At 49.1% G+C, this 19803-nt stretch carries 11 protein-coding genes and 8 pseudogenes; 10 read left to right on the top strand and 9 right to left on the bottom strand.

What is annotated here, in order from left to right; all coding sequences use genetic code 11:
* Positions 1–53: 53 nt before the first annotated feature.
* The 8 genes and pseudogenes from E2L06_RS10555 to E2L06_RS10590 all read left to right on the top strand — a co-directional run.
* Complete coding sequence (locus tag E2L06_RS10555) at positions 54–1166, top strand: glycosyltransferase family 4 protein (RefSeq protein ID WP_138781210.1); 1113 nt, start codon at positions 54–56, stop codon at positions 1164–1166.
* Positions 1167–1233: 67 nt separating this feature from the next.
* The gene (locus E2L06_RS10560) at positions 1234–2751 is read left to right on the top strand and encodes a flippase (protein ID WP_138781212.1); all 1518 of its coding nucleotides are present in this window, start codon (positions 1234–1236) and stop codon (positions 2749–2751) included.
* 48 nt (positions 2752–2799) lie between these two features.
* Positions 2800–3012 (top strand): annotated as a pseudogene (locus E2L06_RS10565) (IS5/IS1182 family transposase); the annotation flags it as partial.
* A 348-nt stretch (positions 3013–3360) separates the two neighbouring features.
* On the top strand, positions 3361–4158 hold the full coding sequence (locus E2L06_RS10570; RefSeq protein WP_138781214.1) for an IS630 family transposase: 798 nt from the start codon (positions 3361–3363) through the stop codon (positions 4156–4158).
* A 31-nt stretch (positions 4159–4189) separates the two neighbouring features.
* Positions 4190–5023: pseudogene (locus E2L06_RS10575) on the top strand (ISNCY family transposase); the annotation flags it as partial.
* Between the two features lie 89 nt (positions 5024–5112).
* Positions 5113–6432, top strand: a complete 1320-nt coding sequence (locus E2L06_RS10580) for an IS4 family transposase (RefSeq protein ID WP_138781216.1) — start codon at positions 5113–5115, stop codon at positions 6430–6432.
* Positions 6433–6689: 257 nt separating this feature from the next.
* A protein-coding gene (locus tag E2L06_RS10585; protein WP_138781218.1) for an IS630 family transposase occupies positions 6690–7690 on the top strand; the annotation gives its coding sequence in 2 pieces (ribosomal slippage) (positions 6690–7182 and positions 7182–7690; 1002 coding nt in all).
* 20 nt (positions 7691–7710) lie between these two features.
* Positions 7711–8505 (top strand): annotated as a pseudogene (locus tag E2L06_RS10590) (transposase); the annotation flags it as partial.
* 143 nt (positions 8506–8648) lie between these two features.
* Here E2L06_RS10590 and E2L06_RS10595 read toward each other — a convergent pair.
* From E2L06_RS10595 to E2L06_RS10615, 5 genes and pseudogenes are all read right to left on the bottom strand, one after another.
* Positions 8649–9458, bottom strand: coding sequence for an IS5 family transposase (locus E2L06_RS10595; protein WP_138781220.1), 810 nt, complete (start codon positions 9456–9458; stop codon positions 8649–8651).
* A 96-nt stretch (positions 9459–9554) separates the two neighbouring features.
* Positions 9555–9704 (bottom strand): annotated as a pseudogene (locus E2L06_RS10600) (IS110 family transposase); the annotation flags it as partial.
* A 269-nt stretch (positions 9705–9973) separates the two neighbouring features.
* Positions 9974–10159 (bottom strand): annotated as a pseudogene (locus tag E2L06_RS10605) (transposase); the annotation flags it as partial.
* A gap of 90 nt (positions 10160–10249) precedes the next feature.
* On the bottom strand, positions 10250–11386 hold the full coding sequence (locus E2L06_RS10610; RefSeq protein ID WP_138781222.1) for a glycosyltransferase family 4 protein: 1137 nt from the start codon (positions 11384–11386) through the stop codon (positions 10250–10252).
* Positions 11387–11394: 8 nt separating this feature from the next.
* Complete coding sequence (locus E2L06_RS10615) at positions 11395–12564, bottom strand: glycosyltransferase family 4 protein (RefSeq protein WP_138781224.1); 1170 nt, start codon at positions 12562–12564, stop codon at positions 11395–11397.
* Between the two features lie 209 nt (positions 12565–12773).
* Between E2L06_RS10615 and E2L06_RS10620 the strand changes: the two genes are divergently transcribed.
* On the top strand, positions 12774–13871 hold the full coding sequence (locus E2L06_RS10620) for a glycosyltransferase family 4 protein (RefSeq protein WP_138781226.1): 1098 nt from the start codon (positions 12774–12776) through the stop codon (positions 13869–13871).
* Between the two features lie 352 nt (positions 13872–14223).
* On the opposite strand, the pseudogene E2L06_RS10625 reads toward E2L06_RS10620, so the two are convergent.
* A pseudogene (locus tag E2L06_RS10625) lies at positions 14224–14700 on the bottom strand (IS110 family transposase); the annotation flags it as partial.
* Positions 14701–14773: 73 nt separating this feature from the next.
* On the opposite strand from E2L06_RS10625, the gene E2L06_RS10630 reads away from it, so the two are divergent.
* Positions 14774–15589 (top strand): IS5 family transposase, encoded by an 816-nt coding sequence (locus E2L06_RS10630; protein ID WP_138781228.1) that lies wholly within the window; start codon positions 14774–14776, stop codon positions 15587–15589.
* 213 nt (positions 15590–15802) lie between these two features.
* On the opposite strand, the pseudogene E2L06_RS10635 reads toward E2L06_RS10630, so the two are convergent.
* The 3 genes and pseudogenes from E2L06_RS10635 to E2L06_RS10645 form a co-directional block, all read right to left on the bottom strand.
* Positions 15803–16342 (bottom strand): annotated as a pseudogene (locus E2L06_RS10635) (transposase); the annotation flags it as partial.
* Between the two features lie 486 nt (positions 16343–16828).
* Positions 16829–17512 (bottom strand): annotated as a pseudogene (locus tag E2L06_RS10640) (transposase).
* A 152-nt stretch (positions 17513–17664) separates the two neighbouring features.
* Complete coding sequence (locus E2L06_RS10645) at positions 17665–19437, bottom strand: hypothetical protein (protein ID WP_138781231.1); 1773 nt, start codon at positions 19435–19437, stop codon at positions 17665–17667.
* Between the last annotated feature and the right edge of the window lie 366 nt (positions 19438–19803).

A 19803-nucleotide genomic window follows, 5' to 3' on the forward strand; every position in this document is an offset into this window, starting at 1 on the left:
AATGCGAAGATTGAAAAGCGACTCATACAATATGCAAATAAGTGACTAACACTATGGAGAAGCCTATTTCGATTTTATTAATCAATCCAGCTGACAAGATTCGTGCAGAGGTTAAAAATCTTATGTCTACTCTCCCGGAAATGGGATTTGAGGTTTCTGTATTCCTCTCTCAAAAGGCTAAAAAAGATCTATCTACCAGTAGCAGTGCAAAAATAATCACATTCAATGGCACCTATATACCTAGGATTAGATACAGTCTTCCTACATCATCTTTCTTACGGTCTCTGAGTGATGTAATCAGAGACCATGATATAGTGCATATTTGTAGCCATATTTATTTGACCTCCTTTGCTGCGTCGATAGTTGGCAAGTTTCATGATAAACCTATAATTGTCACTGTTGACACATTCCCAGGGCTTAGCTGGTCATACGGAAATGCTTTTATTGATTCTATAGGTAAATTATATAATAATACATTTGGGAAAATAATACTAAGGAATGCTACTCAAGTCGTTGGGCTAGGGAAATACCTGCAAGAAGATCTGGACAAAATATCAACCCTCGATAAGGTGACTTACATACATAATGGTATTGACATAGATAAGTATTCTCCGAAGCATAAACGTAGTGTGATGGAAAATCCAGAAAGTATTTCTCTTTTATTTGTTGGGAGGCTTGACTCAATTAAAAATGTGGGGGAGCTAATAAAATCTCTTAATCACCTCAGAGATAGTGGCAGGAATTATCAACTTACTATCGTAGGAGACGGGTCATTGCGAACAGAACTTGAAGAGCTTGCTAAAACGACAGGTGTTTCTGAAGTAGTCGAATTTGTAGGTTGGCAACAAAACGTTGTGCAATACTACCGTGAGGCAGACATATTTGTGCTACCTTCCTTGTCTGAGGGGCAACCCACTGTATTAATGGAGGCACATGCTTGTGGACTTCCGGTCGTGACGACTAATGTTGGTGGTGCAAAAGAATTGGTTACAGTTGGAAGTGTTGTTTCTACCCCTGACGAAAATGCATTGGCAGAAGCTGTAGAACAACTTGTCAACCGAGATCTTGTTGGTTACTCCAAACAGGCTCGAGAGGTAGCTGTTGAGGAGTACTCGTCCGAAGCTATGGCAAAAGGATATGCGGAACTCTACTCAGATGTTGCTTAAACCATATTTATAAATGATCTTCAATAAACATCGAAAAGAATTAGGTTACTCTGTGATTTGATCAGCTATGGATGAAAATAAAGGAGAGATAAAAGAATTCACGAAACTTCTCCAGGGAAGTGGGATTATTTTTCTTGGCTTTATATTAGATAGAGGGTTCACTTTCGGTGGGCAAGTCCTTTTGGCACGTATTCTTGGTCGTGCTGACTTCGGAGCAGTTTCGATTGGACAAACAATAGCAGGTACTCTTGGAACACTTGTCCTAATTGGCCTCAATACCGGTGTAGGGAGGTATCTTCCTAGAGCAAATAGTTCTAGCAAACGACGAGGAGTTATTTTATCGGCTCTACATTTGATTGCCCCAATTTCTCTTCTTGTAGGGGGCTTGATCATCTACTATGCTCGAACGATCGCTCTCGTTGGGTTCAACAATCCTTCCCTGACACCGCTAATTCAGATTTTTGCCATTGGGATCCCACTTTTAGCTATTAAAAAATTCACAATTGGTGTAGTTCAAGGTAGAGAACAATCACGCCCAAAAGTGTTCATACAGAACATCATTCAGCCTATTTCTAAGATCATTCTTATAGGGGCCGCATTATTGATTGGATTCGAAGAGATAGGAATTTCTATTTCGATAGTCCTTGCATACGGCATTACTACATTTGTTTCTATCATATATCTAGTACGTTATACACCATTACTTGATGATATTGTGCCCGACTATATCCATAGAGAGCTCATATACTTTTCCGCACCATTAGTTGTCACCTCAGCAATGATTATATTTTTGTCAGATATTGATACATTGATGATAGGGTATTTTTCTACGACAAGTGATGTGGGGAGATATAAAGTGGTTTATCCTATTGCCCAACTCCTAACACTAGTTTTCTTGTCTGTCAAATTCGTATCTATGCCATTACTGTCACGGATAGACAGCAGGGGAAATCGTTCAAGATTCCAGTACATTTATTCTAAGGCGACAAAATGGATTTTAGTCACGACTTTGCCCCTTTACGTTCTTATAACAGTCTATTCAGAATGGATTATTAAAAGTGTTTATGGAACGCAGTATATCACCGGTGCTGCTGTTCTTCCGATCCTTACCTCCGGATTCTTTGTTCACGCTATAGCTGGACCTACAGAAGGAACACTGACCTCACTTGGACGGACTCGATCTATAATGGCTGTTAGTATTATAACTGGGGTGTCTAATATAGTTCTAAACTATATACTAATTCAAAACTTTGGGATTATTGGTGCAGCAATCGCCACTGCAATTTCATATGCCTTTATGAACTTAATGTACATTACTATTCTAGTAGTAAGTGAAGGTATCTCGCCGTTCCGAAGGGAACTCTTTCGTGTAAGTGCTGTTGGGGTAGTATCTCTCTTGGCCGGGTTCTCAATGACACAAATTGAACTCCTTCCCTATCAAATATTGCCTGGATTGACTTTCATTCTAGTTTATATTCCTGGTATCATTTTACTCTGTGTTTCTGATGAGGAAATTGAATCTGTTAAAAACAATACTCCATCTGAAAATGTAATAGCTGACGTATTCTCACGACTTTTCCGCTAGAGGGTGTCATAGAAAGCGTCACGTGCGAAGCAGCAGGGTGCGCGAAGTGTGTCCAACACAAGCGCAACCCTGCAAGACATAGCTTCGGTAGACGACTTCTTGAATGTCGCGGCTACCGAGACAGTACCGCGGTTCGAGCACCTTGAGTTCGAGTTTCTGCTGGAATACGACGTGTTCGCCCCCTCGAAGCGGGGGCGAACACGAGTTCACCAGCCACCAGACCTCTTTCGCGGCTTTCTGCACTGCTACTACTGTTCTGTCAAACCTCATCCGCTAAGGCTATTCTTGCCTTGTTGAACGCAAGACGGCATCGGGGTGGAGTTGCTGATCTACAATTTTACGGCGTTAGAGACGACTTTTCGACCTCAGAAGATGCAGTAGCTGTCAGTCACAGCGATTGCTGATGAGTCAAAACTATGGTACCTTGCTCCGTTGTTCCGGTGACGACGGCGATGCCTCTCCGGGATACGTCAGGAAAAGGGGAGCAGGCGGCGAGCCCTAACTCGCCGCCTGCGTTAGGTTATGCACGATGCACTTGCGAGTTAGCTCCCGGAACTGGCCGGAGTGGTCGGCGCTATGTTTGAATCTGCAGGGCGCGTATAGACTCTGATGAAGACAGCTCGTCGGACTGAAATGGTGAAGCATCTGTCGGAAAAACAGCTTGATGAAGCAATCAATGAAGCCCAGAAGGCGGACGAGACCCGTCTCGTCCGACGACTCTGCTTCATCAAAAACGTCTCTCTTGGCGACACTGACAAAATGGCTGCACGACGTGTCGGTGCGTCCCAACCAACCGGCGGACGCTGGCTCAAAGCCTGGAACGAAGGTGGAGTCGATGGACTTCGACCGAGCTTCGCGGGCGGCCGCCCCGCGAAGCTCTCCTCTGAACAGTTTGACGAGTTCTTTACACTCCTCGAAGACGGTCAACCGTGGACACCACAGGAGATCGACGATCTTCTTTGGGACCGCTACGGCGTGACGTACGATCGATCCCACCTTGCTCGAATTCTCCGTGCTGATGGAATGCAGTACGCAAAACCACGACCGATGGACCCGCGACAATCACCGGATGCTGAGGAGGATTTTCGTGAGCGCCTGGGAGAGGCGCTCACGAAAGACAATGGTGATGAACCACTCGTTCTCGGCTTCTTCGACGCTTCGTGGCCACAACCGTTCGAGAATTCCCAGCGACTGTGGTCGTACGATCGAACCGTGGAAATCGACAAACCACTGGTCGCAGTCCCCTGGAAAACGCTTGGCTTCTATGCATTACTCGGCAAGAGTACGCTCATCTTCCGGAAACGAACGACGAAAGAGAGTATCTGCGCAGCGTTAGAGGCAATCCGTGAGCAGAATCCGGTCGAGTCAGGAGTCCCGAACGACAGATTCTGTGCACGAGACGGGTGACTGACTCCGATTGCTTACCGACTGTAAAGGGATGTCTCAAACGACATCCGAGTTCGAGTCTGCGATCAGCAGACTCGAACAACAGGCCGAGGAATTGATTCACAAAGACACGGACCTCCTGACCGTGGTCCGTGGGTTTGACTTCAGTGAGACTGCAGTCTACGAAGCTGGGAAAACCGAATGGAACGCTCGCTACGGCTACGAGCCGATGGTACGGGCGTTCTATTGCAAGGAGCTCGCCGGCTTCACGATGACAGAACTCCACGACTACCTCGCGACTGCCGAGCGTGCCAGCACGCTCGGCTTTGATCCCGACCAGTTCGCTGGGGACAAAACCGCACCGGGTCGGACCACACTCGGTCGCGCCTGGCGCGACCGGTTCCCGAACCGGCTTCAAGCCTTCATCCGAATGTCTGCTGAATGTATCCTCGCGGTTGCCCACGAGATGGGCAACCCGCTTGGACTGCGCGCGCTTCACCCTGAGGACAAGAGCGACCTTTCCAACCGCTCGGAACAGCGCTACGTCACAGGCAAAGCAAAGGACGTCACGGAGGCTCTCTGTCAGATCGTGTTTCCGGCGATTGACCTCGATCGACCGGACGACGGAACGCGGTATCGTCATACCGCGTTCCTCGATCTCCAGAGCTACCTCGGATTGACCGGGACTGCTGCCAACCAAGGAAGCCGGATCTTCGACGAGGAAACAACCCGCGAAAACGGCGGTCCTGACGGTGATACGCATCTCCACTACATCAAGCAACTCGAGGCGATGGAGATCGCCTCGATGGTCAACGGAGCGATTGGAACAATGATGTGGGCTGCTGAGCAATACTATTCGATCGATCGCCACGTCGATGTGGCGATCGCATCCGTTCTAGTTTAGCAGATCGGGGAATCCAGAGACACCAAGCTAGAATAGTTAGTAACTAGAAACGTGAGAATCCGGTAGAGAATGTGTACACCCTACCGGATTCAGTAGTTGTGAACCGCATTCAAAGAGCGTTTCCATCCGATGAGTTGCGCGAGCGTGCTCGCGCAACGAATCTCATCCAGCGAGAGCGGAAACTCGACGTCGTCGCCCTGTTTTACACGCTTTCACTCGGCTTCGCAGCCGGATCTGATCGATCCATCCAGGCGTTTCTTGAACGCTACGTCGAGATGGCTGACTGTGACGACCTCTCGTATGCGACGTTTCACGGGTGGTTCAAACCGGGGTTTGTCGCACTCCTTCGAGAGATTCTCGATGACGCCATCGAGAATCTCGACACGGGCCAAACCGAGCTGACCGGACGTCTCGAACGATTTCGAGACGTCCTCATCGTTGACGCTACGATCATCTCGCTTTATCAAGATGCCAAAGATGTCTACGCACTCGATGACGACCGAGCTGGGACGAAACTCCATCTCACCGAATCGCTCTCAACGGGGCTTCCGACACGATTCCAGACAACCAACGCGAGCACCCACGAACGGAGCCAGCTACCCACCGGCGAGTGGGTAGCTGGCGCCCTCATTCTGTTCGATCTCGGCTACTACGATTTCTGGCTGTTCGACCGCATTGACGAAAATGACGGATGGTTCGTCTCTCGCGTCAAAGAAAACGCGGACTTCGAGATCGTCGAAGAACTCCGTACGTGGCGCGGGAACAGCATTCCGCTAGAAGGCCAGTCGCTGCAGGCCGTCCTCGACGACCTGCAGCGACAGGAAATCGACGTACAAATCACGCTCTCGTTCGACCGCAAACGAGGGTCGGGCGCCAGCGCGACCCGAGCCTTCCGATTAGTCGGCGTTCGCAACGATGACAGCGGCGAGTATCATCTGTACCTGACGAATCTCGACAGAGACGACTACCGCGCGCCCGATATCGCACAGCTCTATCGGGCGCGCTGGGAGATCGAACTGCTGTTCAAAGAACTCAAATCACGGTTTAGTTTGGACGAGATCAACACAACCGACGCTTACATCATTGAGGCGCTGATCATCATGGCAGCACTCTCGTTGCTGATGAGCCGGGTTATCGTCGACGAACTCCAAAAGCTGGACGCAAACCAGCGAGACTGCGCCGACGACGCCGAGGCGTCGTCGACGCGGCTTCCTCGACGACGATGTTCACACGCTGTCGAACGGCACGCGCATCTGATCCAGTTGTACCTGATGCTGGATCTGGGGTATGAGCTACCGGATCTCGATTCGTTGTTGCTGTGGTCGTCACGAGATCCAAATCCACACCGTCCGAGGTTACGTGAACAGGTAGAGTCAGGCGAGTTCTGGTAGAGAACTCGCCTGACGAAACGGGCTGGATCGCCCGGACTGATCAGCGACGGCTCTGGAACGGCGGCGCACTCACGACTGCGAGTGCGCCACCTTAGACGGGAGACATGACCAAGAACCGGCTGGTTTGCTGAAACAGCAGCTATCTCGGTATGATCGCGGTCAGACTCGACGCAATTTCGACGTGATCACCGTCTCAGTCTGTCGCTAAGCTATAGTATCCGTTAGAACTTTCTACTCAGGCTGTGTTGCTAAACACAGTGGACCATCTCGACGAGATCTCTGTCGAGGAATTGCAAGATGCCCTTGACAACGTGGAGGGGAAGAAGCCGACAGAACGGCTCTTAGCAGCAATAGCATACAAGAACGGCGTCACGCAGACTGAACTAGCCGAGTGGTACGACGTTCAGCGACGGACAATCTATAGCTGGCTCAAGCGACTCGACACCGACGAGTCGCTTGAGCAAGCCGTTACTGATGCTCATCGCTCTGGGAGAAAACGAAAGCTCTCAGAAAAAGAGCAAAAAGAATTCGAAGAAGCTGTCCACGAATCACCAGAGAATGTTGGGGTTGATGCGCCGGCGTGGACGCCGGCGCTCGTCCAGCAGTATCTTGATGAGGCGTACGATGTCGACTACTCAATCCCGAGCTGTCGGCGGTTGCTCAAAGAAGCGGGATTGAGCTATCAAAAACCTCGCCGTACAGCCGCTGAGTCTGATGCTGATGAGCAAGAAACGTTCCGTGAGGAGCTCAAAAAAAGCGGCAGGAAATGGACGCCACAGTAGTCTGCATCGATCAAACCAAGAAATCCGTCCAAGTTGAGCCGCGTGCCGCGTGGTTTCCCCGCGGTACGCGGCCGTCCGTCGAGTTATCTGGACGACGTGACTGGACGTGTCTGTTAGGCGCGATCACCGAGGACGGTGATCGCTTTTTCTCTCGATTTGAAGAGTACGTTACCGCCGATCACGCAAAACATTTCATTCTGGCATTATGCAAAGAGTTCGAAGAGGATCTAATTATTGTCCTGGATGGTGCACCGTATTTTCGGGCGTCGGCCGTCACGGACCTAGCGGCCCGTGACGACCTTGCCTTCGTAACATTGCCGGCGTACTCACCAGAGCTAAACCCGGTTGAAGAGTGCTGGAGACAGCTCCAATCAGCGCTTAGCAACCGGTTCTTTGACTCACTTTCTGAACTCACGGCAGCGATTGATACGGCTCTTGATCAACTCTCTATACCTGATATGAGCAATTATTTCTAATGTCTACTATAGAACGGATGGTGGCGATCGATATCACCTATATCGCCTACTACGGTGATCGTGACGAGTTCCAGATGAGTACAGGTGCACCACCGAGCAAATCGTACTCGTGGTGCTACAAAATGGCGACCGTCTCGATCGTTGGCGAAGAAGTGAAGTTCACGCTCGGGATGCGGCCGCTACGCGGCTACATCCCTCGGCGAGTTCTCGTTGAGCAACTGCTCGAAATCGCGAGTGATCATGTTTCAATCGGGACGGTCCACGCCGACGCCGAATTCGACGGCGTCGGCGTGATCCACGCGGTCGAAGAGGCGGGGCTCTTCTATCTCATCCGAAAATCCTCGGATGACCCAGTCAAGCGGTTTGTACAGGACATGGACCACGACGTCGGCGTCAAACAGAACCACGAGATGGAAGGAACCATCGTGGGTGGCAGTGTAACGGTCACCCCGACGCTGGTTGGGGTTCCCTCAGATCGGAAGGAAGGTGCAACGGTGACGTTCGTGACGAACTTCTCGGTAAGTGACGCGACAAAGAAGGCGCGGGGGCGTACCCGCCGCGTGATGCGGCGGTACGCCCGCCGATGGGGAATAGAGAACAGCTACAAGTCGATCAAAGACTTCCTCGCGTGGACGACTTCTCGAAACACCGCCGTTCGAGTGTTTTACTTCGGCTTTGCGGTTATTCTCTACGATATGTGGTTGCTCGTTGACCTGCTGGTGCAGGTCAGCCTCGACATTGACCAGCGACTGAAACCACGCGTGCCTGCGCGGACATTCCTGAATATCGTCCGCAAGGAGGTACCTGTGACGTAGGCGTTCCGCGGCGGCGGAACGCCGACTCATGAGAGATATCTCTGCTTAGCCATTCTATTTTCGATCAAATCACGCCAGGAATGAACGATGCCGATCTTCGAGCGCTAACTTGAACAGGCAGCTCTAATTTTTCACTTCACCCATCAGTGTAGCAAATTGACGCTCATCGCTCGCTGATGCACATTCCGAACACCTGACTCGTGCCAGCTCCGGGAGCGGAGCTTCTCGCCGTCGTCTTGCTTCAACTGCGAGAAGCCGGTTTCACCCATCCAGCGCTGGTTGTAGTCCTCGTTCATCCGGGCGTTGTGAGCCTTCTGTAACGGTGTCTGTTCCCTGTGCTTGATCAACGGTCGAGTTGAGTTGGAGCGACACTCCTCGCGGAGGTCGCTCCACGAGTAGTTTGCGTCAGCAGACAACACACGCAGGTCTTCCGCGTTCCGGCGGAAGACCTGCATCCCAATGTGACCATCCCACGCCTTCTGCGTCGTAAAATGAACGTCCTTGATTGCTAGCGAGTTTACGTCGATCAAGATCGTCGTCTTCAGCGACCGATACGAGAAGCCTGCCCGGTCACGGTAATGATGGCTGGTTTGATCGCGCTGGAAGCCACTCGCGTCAATCGCGGCTTCGCCACTCCAGCCCGCCTGCTCCGCCGAAGCGCGGAGCAGGCGGCGGAGTTCACGCATTCGATACTGTTGTTCCCATCGGGACAGCGAACTGTAGTGCGGTGCCTCGTCGAGATCAAATACAGCAAGAACAGCTGGCATCTCGTTGAGGTAGTCTTCAGTTTCACGGAGGCTCTTCTCCAGTTCGACGCGGAACAGAATCAACGCGATCTGTGTCCACTTGGCGTACCCGTCCGCGCCTTCCGGCGCGGCGGGTACGTCCGGATCGTCAACGTGCTGTTTGGCAAGGTCTCGACACATTCGCGCTAGCCGTCTGAGCGATGCCATATCGCCAGACGGCGTCCATTTCCCGGTTAATCTGACGGAAGATCACCGTGAGAGCGTCTGAGACTGTCGTCATTCGGCGGCAAAACAAGGCATGATCGCTTCAAGCGCGGCTTTTGACCCAGCGTACTGCTGGGCAAAGTCGTCGAGGTTCGCGTTTTCGACGCGAACCTCTTCGACGATCTCACCGTTTTGGTCCAATACTGCGATTTGTGAGTACCGCTTGTGTACGTCGATTCCGATGAACATTGGGTTCACCTCGGGACGGTGGTGCGTGAAACAGAGATTCACCTATACGGGCTTTCCCGACTGCCGCTCCCGGCGGCAGTCGGGCTGTAATGCCCAGGACTCGGCTTCCTACGCACTCGGGCCAGTCAACAGCACGTGCTTCAGAGCACGGAACAGCGCTCGGCCTCTTGCGTCCCATACTTGTTTCACGCTCTCATGGGATAGCAGGATTTCCATCGAGTCAACAGAGCAAGCTTGTCAAGGCCGATATTCGCGTGCGCGAAGATCTAGTCGGTCTTGTCGTTGAATGTGCGGTCGCAATCCTTACAGAGATACCGCTGATACTCTCGGTAGCTGCCGTGTTTGATCACTGATTCAGACCGGCAGCGCGGATACTGGAAGCCATCGCGCCAGCGAACCTGCTCTAGCAGATTCGCGGCGCTTGCCTCCGAGCAAAACACTTCAACTGGGAATATAGCCGGGTGATGCTGACGAATCACCCTTGCCCGCTACGCTTCCACAACGGCAGCTCTGCCCGACCAACAATCTGCTTCCGAAGAGCAAAGCTATTTTTCATTAGATTTGATCGCCTGTCGATACGCCCTTAAATATTTATCAGTCACTTTCTGGAAGGAGTGTTGATCATGGACAACTGTTTCAGCAGTCGCTCCCATAGACCGCCGTTTTCCAGGCTTTTCTAAAAGTTCCTGTAATTTAAATCTCAATTGGGTGATATCCTCTGATGAGAAAAGATAACCAGTCTCACCATCTTTGACAACATTATTAACACCAGGTATATCGCTTGCAATAATTGGTTTACTGGAACCCATCGCTTCTAGTAAAGCGACTGGCATCCCCTCATGGAGAGATGGTAAGATATAGACAGAACATCTTGCAAGCAGATCATGGAATTCAGATTTTGGTAACCAAGATCGTAGCTGTACCTCATCTTCGATACCTAAATCCTTGATTAATGATCTTATCTGAGGTTCTTCAGGACCCTCGCCGACGATCATTAATGGGTATGACGACCTGGTGCTTGGTGGAAGTTTGGCATACGCTTCCACCAGATACCTTACCCCTTTCTCCTTTGACAATCTACCGCCATACAGAATATATGACTCATCGCCAAAATTTTGGTACCGATTTATGTCAATACCAGTTGGTATCTGCATCAAGTCTGTCGTCGGAACCTTCTCTTCCCAATATGACTTAACTGAGTTGTTCCGAACAACAAGAATGTCTGAATTATGCGCAATTCTTTTTTCTATATAACCCGTGAGCATTTTCGAATACAAACTTGTCCCTGGTGTAGCTCGTACTGGATTATTAAAGGCAAAATGTACTGTAGGGAAGGGATTTTTACAGGTGAAGTATGACGAGTACTTCATAATGATATTCACTACATCTGGCTGTATATCGTGGAGATAATCCCGGACACGAGCTGAAAAAAACATCTTTGTCCCGATACCACCTACAAACCCATCAGGGAATTTCAGACTCTTTATATCATGAATTTTTATTCCATCTATGTTGGTGATATTATATTCCCTTTCTGACCAGCGGATAATATCTACTATATGGCCCCTTTTATTTAATTCTTTAGCAACCCCATATATCTGGGACTCCGTACCACTTAGGTCTCCATTTTCAAAATCAACATGTGCCGATGGTGATGCTGTAGTTACAAATGTTACCTTCATTTTCAACTCTAATAGTTATTTAACGTCTTTGTATACAATTCTATATATTGATCGGCGATCGTGCTCCAGGAATACTTTTTTGCGTTTTCCGACGCCTGCTTACTCATTTCTGCTTTTAGCTCACTATCAGAAAGAATCTGACCAATACTCTTCGCTATAGCTTCCGGATTGCGAGAAGAGATATATCCGTCTTGTCCATCATTAACTATTTCTTGAAAGCATGGTAGATCACTCACAACAACAGGTGTTCCCTGAAGTTGTGCTTCCAGAAGCACAAGGCCAAACGATTCATGGGCAGATGGTAAACAGAACACATCTGCAGCCTTATAATAGATTCTCTTCTTGTTCTCTGGAATAAAGCCTGGGAAATATACTTTTTCATTCAAATTCTTTGACTTAGCGAGGTCTTCTAATTCCGACCGCTTACGCCCTTGACCGGCTATGATACATGTTGCTTTTGGATAGTGATCTGTGAGCCTGGCGAGGGCACGAATAAGTAAGTCCGGGCGTTTACGATCGACAAGAGTTCCAAGAAACAAGATCAGTGGTTCAGTGGGCTCATGACCTAGCTTTTTTTTTGCTTCCTCTTGCGAATGGTCACATTCATCCGATAGGTCAATGCCATTTGGTATGACATCTACATATTCCCCATCAGTATTAAAATAGTCAACCATTTCAATCATTCCCTTCGAAACGGCAGTATTAGCATCCGTTCTCATTACGATATAGTCTAAAAATTTCTTAAAGACTGATATCAGTTTGTCACGAATTCTATCATCTCCATTGAGTTGTATTTCTCCATGCCCTGTTAATACTAAAGGGCAATCATGATAAGTGGCATAGAGCAAGCCAGAAATTACGTTCGAAGGAAAGCCGAGGTGGACGTGTGCAATATCTAATTCAGTATCTAATGGCCTATATAGCATTGGAATAGAAACCGGAGTTCCTCCAATTTCAATAGTAGACTTGTACCGATGAACCGTTATTTGTTCAAAAGATTGTTTTCCCACATCTATTTTTGATGAAGTATTAGTGAATATATTTACTTCATGCCCCTTTTCATTTAGAGACAACGAAAGATTATAGACGACTTCAGCGACACCTCCCCAAGTTGATGATCTCCTCTGTTCAAATGGTGGCTTTGACACGAAGTCTGATGAAAAAATCCCAATATTCATGGTAGTTCTCCTGTTTCCATAGCGGGCCTACAATGGTAAGTGTTACTAAATAATGCTACAAGACGCGCTGTCTAGTTGTCAGCCTTTGCCACCCCGGTCTTTCATCCATGCGTGGGGACTTAGCAGGCTTTCATCCCATCAGTACCTTCCTACCATATATTTCCGCAATCAACAGAATAGTATATTCCAATCCAATAATGTGACCTGACGTGACCGAAGACCAGAACACTGTATCAGCTGATATTGGGGATGTCCTACTAGTTGCTAACCTTAATCAACTAAAGTCAGGCTCTGTTAAAAATGATAAGTTTTTAGAGGTAATTGAACCAATTGCTCAATCCATACACCTAGTTGCTGCTCAACGACCAGCAAGCTTTAATGATGAACACTCATTCACACAGATAGAAAGTCCTATAAAAAACCGTAACACGGCCATCCGAAAAGGCCTTAACTTCATCTACGTCCAATTTTTACTCTTTATATTGTTGATATACCGCCGAGATGAATATGATCGGGTCGTCCTATTCATGGGGTATTTTGGTCCAGCAGCCGCCGGTCGGTTATTAGGAAAGCCTGTTGTCCGCTTCCATGGTGGGCCAAAGAGTCAGGGGCCATTGTATGAACAATTCCTTGCAGAACACTTGCCCGATTTGTTGGTTCACCGCATCATTGTCCCCGCAGAGGGGTGTATTGAACACTTTGGTCTCGAACGCTACCGCGAAAAAATTTCTATTGGTCACTTTCATATAGACGATTCTTTCAATGTTAAAGTTCCATACCATCAGCGGTCTTGTAAAGTAGGATTCCTTGGACATATGACTCATTCAAAAGGTGTCGACCAGATAGTTGAAGCCATGAAAATAGTAAATAATCGGACTGATGAGTCTATTGAATTAGAACTCGGTGGCAATGGGCCATTGGCAACAGAACTTGACCTTGATCTAGATTTTGTGACCTACCACGGGTGGCTTGATCATGACGAAACTCCTGCCTTCTATAATCAACTCAGTCTTTTTATCCTTCCATCTATCTCCGAAGGACTCCCAACAGTACTTGTCGAGAGCATGGCTTGCGGGACTCCCGTCCTTGCCACATCCGTTGGTGGAATACCTGATCTTGTTGCCGACGAGGAGAATGGTCGGTTGATCACTGATCGGAATCCGGAGACACTAGCGGATGCTATCATTGATATGTTAAAAGCAAATCAGTTGGGTGATTTTCACGAAAGTGCTGTTGAAACTATTGGTGAGAATTACCGAAAGCAACCGGTTCAGGATCAATTCTGCGAACTTCTGACGCTGGAGTGACTAATATCTGGAATAGTCTACTCACGCGACACTTAGTTATAAAAATGAATCAAGATGATTTTCTGGATCTATGGCAGAAATCGACCTCTCCGGCGGTCGGAGCGACTAATCGACTTTGATTTTGTGGAGTGAGAACGGAGACCGCATTGGTCTTTACCTATGGGAATTCTGTTACCTGAACAAACCACCGTTGACGGCATAATATTTTGGACCGCCGAGCTGGGCGATCCAGGAAGCGAGAAAACCGCCAGACCGGAGGCCGATGCCATTTTTAACCAGCCGCAAGCGGGAGACATCGTGTGCGGTAGTTGTGGTTGATGCGGTCCGCGACCCGGCCACTGACCGCCGCCGGTCAGGCACTTACACCTGGTGGGTCATACACCTCCTCTCGGTTGAACATGTGATAAATTGACACCAGCAACTTGCGAGCGGTTGCGACAATCGCTTTCTGTGATCCTTTCTTTCCTGCTAGCCGATCATAGAATCGACTTAGATACTCGTCTTGACATGTATGGACGGCTGTCCGCGCACACTGGACGAGGATCCATCGTAACTGCCGTGAGCCGCGCTTCGAGATCCCACCCTCGATCCGCGAGTCGCCTGACTCGCGGATCACCGGATTCAATCCAGCGTAACTCACTACTTCTTTGTCCCGATCAAATCGCTCTATCTCGCCTACCTCCGCATAGATCATCAGCGCTGAGTAGTAGCTCACGCCGGGAATCGTCATCAGCAGCTGGGTCTCTGGCAGAGACCCAGCGCGCTCTTCAATCGCAGCTTCGAGCCGTTCTATCTCCTCGGTGAGAGTCTCGATCATCGCAAGATACGATGCTCCGTTGAACGCCGACGCCCTCTGCGGATTGTATCGCTGATTTCAGGGGATTTGGACGCCGCCTGGCGATATGGGACGTCTCAGGAACCTCGCACAGACGTTTCACGAGTTTGCCACGACCCACGTAGAAGAGCCAGACGTACCCGCCGTCGCCGACGGCGACGACGGGTACGACAAATCCACGAAGATCGCGTTGCTCCTGCTCAAAGAGGAAGTCAACAAGCCGCTCCGGCAGTTCGAGGACTATCTGAACGAGATGCCGGGAATCCTTGCTGTGTTCGGCCTTGAGAAATCACCTGATTACACGTCTTTCAGCGTATGGGACGGAGAATTCCCGATGAAAGAGTTGCGCCGCCTGCTCCGCCGATCAGCGGAGCAGGCGGGGCTCTCGGGTACTGCTTCGATCGATGCCAGCGGCTTCCAGCGAGATCAGGCTAGTTCGCACTACCGAAATCGTGTCGGCTACTCGTTCAATGCGATGAAAACAACGCTGCTCGTCGATACGGAGTCTCTTGCTATTATGGACGCTCATTTCACCACGAAGAAAGCCTATGACGGCCACATTGGGCTGCAGGTCTTTCGGCGCAACGCCGAAGACCTGCAGGCACTTCTGGCTGACAAGATGTACTCATGGAGCAATCTCCGGGAGGCCTGTCGTGAAGCGTCAACGCGACCAGTGATTAAACACTGTGAGCAAAACGCACTCAAGAAGGCTCACAACGCCAGAATTGACGACGAAGTCTACAATCAACGGTCAATGAGTGAGACCGTATTTGCGATGCTGAAGGACGACGGCGACGAGATCCGCTCCCGGAGCTGGCATGGCCAGTTCCGGGAGCTCACACGGAAGTGCATCGTCCATAACCTCGCGCAGGCGGCGAGTTAAGGCTCGCCGCCTGCTCCTCTTCTCCGGACGTATTCGAGAGAGGCATCGCCATCGTCCATCTCACACTTCGTGCAGCATCTTGTGAAACTGATGTTTTAATCACTGCACAAGTCGGCTGAAATCGAATCGTCCGATCTCAGAACCTACCGATAGAGCGTAGCTACCGGTGGAAAAGTGAATGTCAAAATCCCTATGGTGGCGCTGTCTTGCGTTCAACACTGCAAGATACGACGTTAGCAATTCGTTCCATGGCGTCGGGAGCGAGAGTTCCCGCAGGGACTCTCGCCCCGACACACTCAGCGGTTTGACCTGACGAGTAATTCCGTGATCAGACAGTAATCCGTGGATCTTATTGGCAAACTCAGTGCGGTTCTGAACTAACTTCTGTCGCCCGCGCACGAGTGCGCGGGTTTCTCTGATCTCATCAGTTGGAACATAACTCTCCGGCACTGAATCCAAGCGAACCATCCGTGCCAATTCCTTTGCATCGACGCGATCAGTCTTCTTGTCCGTGTTAGCGATCAGCGTCAGCTTGGTAGGATGAGTAGCTGTGACATCCAAATACTCTGACAGAGTATCGTAGATGTGGTAGTGGTTGTTAATTGCTTCGATTGCAGCTTTGGCTCCAGCATAGTGCTGCGCGAGTTCGTCGAGGTTCGCGTTCTCGACGCGAACCTCTTCGACGATCTCACCAGCCTCATCCATCACTGCCACTTGTGCATACGGCTTGTGGATGTCAATTCCAAGGTACATGGATTCTCACTCCGGGACGCCGGTGCGTGAAACAGAGATTCACCTATTCGGGCTTTCCCGACTGCCGCTTGCCGCGGCAGTCGGGCTGTGACGCCCAAGACTCCGCTTCCTACGCACTCGGACCAGTCTGCTAAACGTGCTCGAAGGCACGAAAGACCGATTGGTCTCTTGCGCTCCATATCTTGTTTCACGCTCTCATGGGGTAGCAGAATTTCTATCGAGTCAGCTAAGCCTCAGCAGTCGGTTTGATGGCGGTAGCGAGTTGTTCTTGGAGGCGCTGTTCAGACAAGGTCTGTAGTGACTCGGACGAAATTATTGAAGCAGTCAACACGATTTTGAGCCCATAATAGCTTACACTTTCGTATTGAATTATCTTATTTTAATATAGTATAATCAATTATATACAACGCTACTGCGTAGCCGTTGTTGATTTCAGAGTGTCGCTTGGACAGCACGTTTGAGTGTGTTTCGCCCTGATTTTCGGTATTATCCACGAAGCTGAAACGCTCTGGTACTGTGTCAACTTGTCCTTGGAGATCACTCTCGCAAGTGGTGGTGTGAACGTCGTCCAGTGTATTCTCCATCGCCATGGACGACGTATTCGCGGTCGAATGTGTCGTCCTCATCCAGCAATTCATACGCTCGAAAGCCGTCAGTATAGACAGTGAGCGACTCCTGCTGGCAGTCGGCCAGCAGGAGCCGAATCGTCGATTCGTCAGCGGCTTTCGCTGGGATCACGTATTGCTGTCCAGTCACTCGATCTGCGAGAATGAGCACGGGTGGTTTGTCACCGTAGTATAAACCACGGTCGCGCGTGGACAGGCCACGCGAGCACGATTAGATGTGCTCGCAGTCTTTCTTCCCAGCAGAGCTTACACTTCGTCGATTTTAACCGGACCAACGAGATTGACAGAGGGCGCATTAAGCGCTTGGATGAAGTGCTCTATGCGCCGGTAGGTCACGTCAATCACACACTGTAGCTGCCGGAGATTCGTGTTAAACCGGTGAACGTATAGATCGAAAACAGCCACTCGCTGAAAATGCCCGTAACTGCTATTTCTGACCGGACGGTCAGAACAGCAGCAGGGACAAACATCGTTACGCCAGCGAACCTGCTGGAACAGGTTCGTTGCGACCGATTCCCGATCCAGACACATCCAGCGGAATCATTCGTATCCAGTCCGCTGACGAGGTACTCCTGTCCTCTTCGACTCCACAGCAACAGCAGTATCAACAATCACCTACAGAAGAGCGTACCTACAAACTCAACGAAGATACTATATGACAGTATGATTGTAACCAGGCAACCATTTTTCTCTTTTTCAGGATACATACCAAATCTCATATCCACCATTTGTGTAAACACTATTTACAGCCGGGTCGGATCGAAGTTGATTGAAGTCCTTCTCGTTGTATTGCGCTATATTTTGTCGGACATTAGGAGGAAACATTAGGGGGAACTGACGGTCAACTGGAGTAGTATGTAAAGACACTGTTTGGTTAGACACCCCACGGATATCTTGTGATCTTGAGCTATAGCCAAAGTGTGGCGGTATCTGTGACTTGATATTCTGGTAGTGAATTGGATCTGAATGGTAATGCATCAGGCGGTCTAGGGGAGCATGGCTATAAAGGGCGATTTGGTCCTCTGATCGGTAATCGAGATACCATCCACTGCCGTCAATTTGTGCTTCAGTGACCTGTGGATTTGACTTATAGATGTTTGGAGATGGATGAACATTAAAGGCGCCTACAATTGCTGCCGAAATAACAGTAACGACTACTATGCTTTGGATGACCCTGTGCGCCTCTAAGCCAGACCTATTAGATATATGATTTAACATAAAAGGGAGGGCTATTGTGACAAATAGCGTCGTCCATTTTAGATTCCGTGTCAAACCAGTGATTGGCCATGGCAAAACGAGAATAACACCACCGAAAATTGCTGCTGTAACCGCGAGACCTGTGAAAACCAAAACACTACGAGGTGGTCGAGCTCTCTTGAGGCCTACTTGATATAAGAGCCAGCAAATGGCCAGGCCGAATATAGAGTAATAAGCGAACATCTGTCCCATTCGAGAGAAGATGAGATCGGCTAATTGGACATTAGTAAAATCAGCTTCGGTTATTTTTGAGGTTATTATTGAAATCGCATTTGAGAAGAAACCTCCCGGTCGCCCTCCTTGGGTACCAGCGCTGCTTGTCGAGGTCTCCCCCGAGGATGCCCATGACATAATTAGTGATATGAATCGACGCTGTATTGCCTCAAAGGAAAAATACCAGGAATAAATGGTCAAAATAGAAACTGCGCTGAAATTCACGAATGACTGTGAATTCCACCACGCTCTGCCGTTCTGCGCCTCCTTTTTGTCCTCTGGGAAAAGCCAATAGAATACAAACATAATATTAACGAACAGAATAGAAAATAGCGCTGAGAGTGGGTGTAGGAAGGCGATCGCCAAGTAAAAGAGGAAAAACAAGTCAGCCCTACTTTTGATAAAAGTGAACAGTAGGAAAGGAAATAAAAAGAAAGCCAGGAAAGCCGGTTGATTCGCCACGTGGTGGTAAGTATGCATGAATGGTGTCATGAAAAGGACGACCATGACTGAAGAACGTCTTCCAATCAGTCGTCGGGAAACAATGAATACTGATAGCAAGAATCCTATATAGAATACGATTGAACCTACTGATGATATCCTACCTGGTGTAACCCCAGTTACAGATGCGAGTTCAGAGTAAAATATGTGCATCAGCGGGTAAAAATCACCATTAGGTATGTATGATTGGTTGACAATTATTCGTATATCACCAAGGTGGCTCAGAATATCACCTTTTCCGTATACGGGGTATCCTCGAAAAAGCGGTAGCGCAAGGAGAATTGTGTTTGCGCTGGCAAACATTATAATACCTGGATAGCCACTGACTCGCTTTTCTTCCCCAAGATAGAACCCAATAACTACTGAAATAGCCCCACAGGTAATTACAGTAAGAATGAACAACCAGAAAGCCAGTGGATATGCACTATAAATCGAAATTTCATATCCTTCGGCAGGCCCAATAGTTACTGCAGAATAAGATACAAAAATAAGCGACATGGCGCTCAGGCCGAGTAGTACTGACCGTACGAAACTCAATCGGCTCTGTGACACTATTGGTTTGTTGTGTCGGGTTTTATTTTACCTATTCCGGTTTCAGATTGGATCATATATTTATGTTGGATATCTGAATTCACTAAATAAATATTGGGATCATAGGCCGATGGAAGAATGGAACTGCCAATGTTCTCGCCACGTATTTCACCACCTGCCCGTGATCAGCCGTCTGAATGTGGTTCTCCTTGCGCTGCTCCAGTCCTCCTTGCGTTTCCGGAGATTGTTGCGGTCCGCCTTCCATCATGCCTTGTTTTGCCGCCGAATGACGACAGTCTCAGACGCTCTCACGGTGATCTTCCGTCAGATTAA

This window comes from Haloterrigena sp. H1, assembly GCF_005938085.1.
In the GTDB taxonomy this organism is placed as follows: domain Archaea; phylum Halobacteriota; class Halobacteria; order Halobacteriales; family Natrialbaceae; genus Natrinema.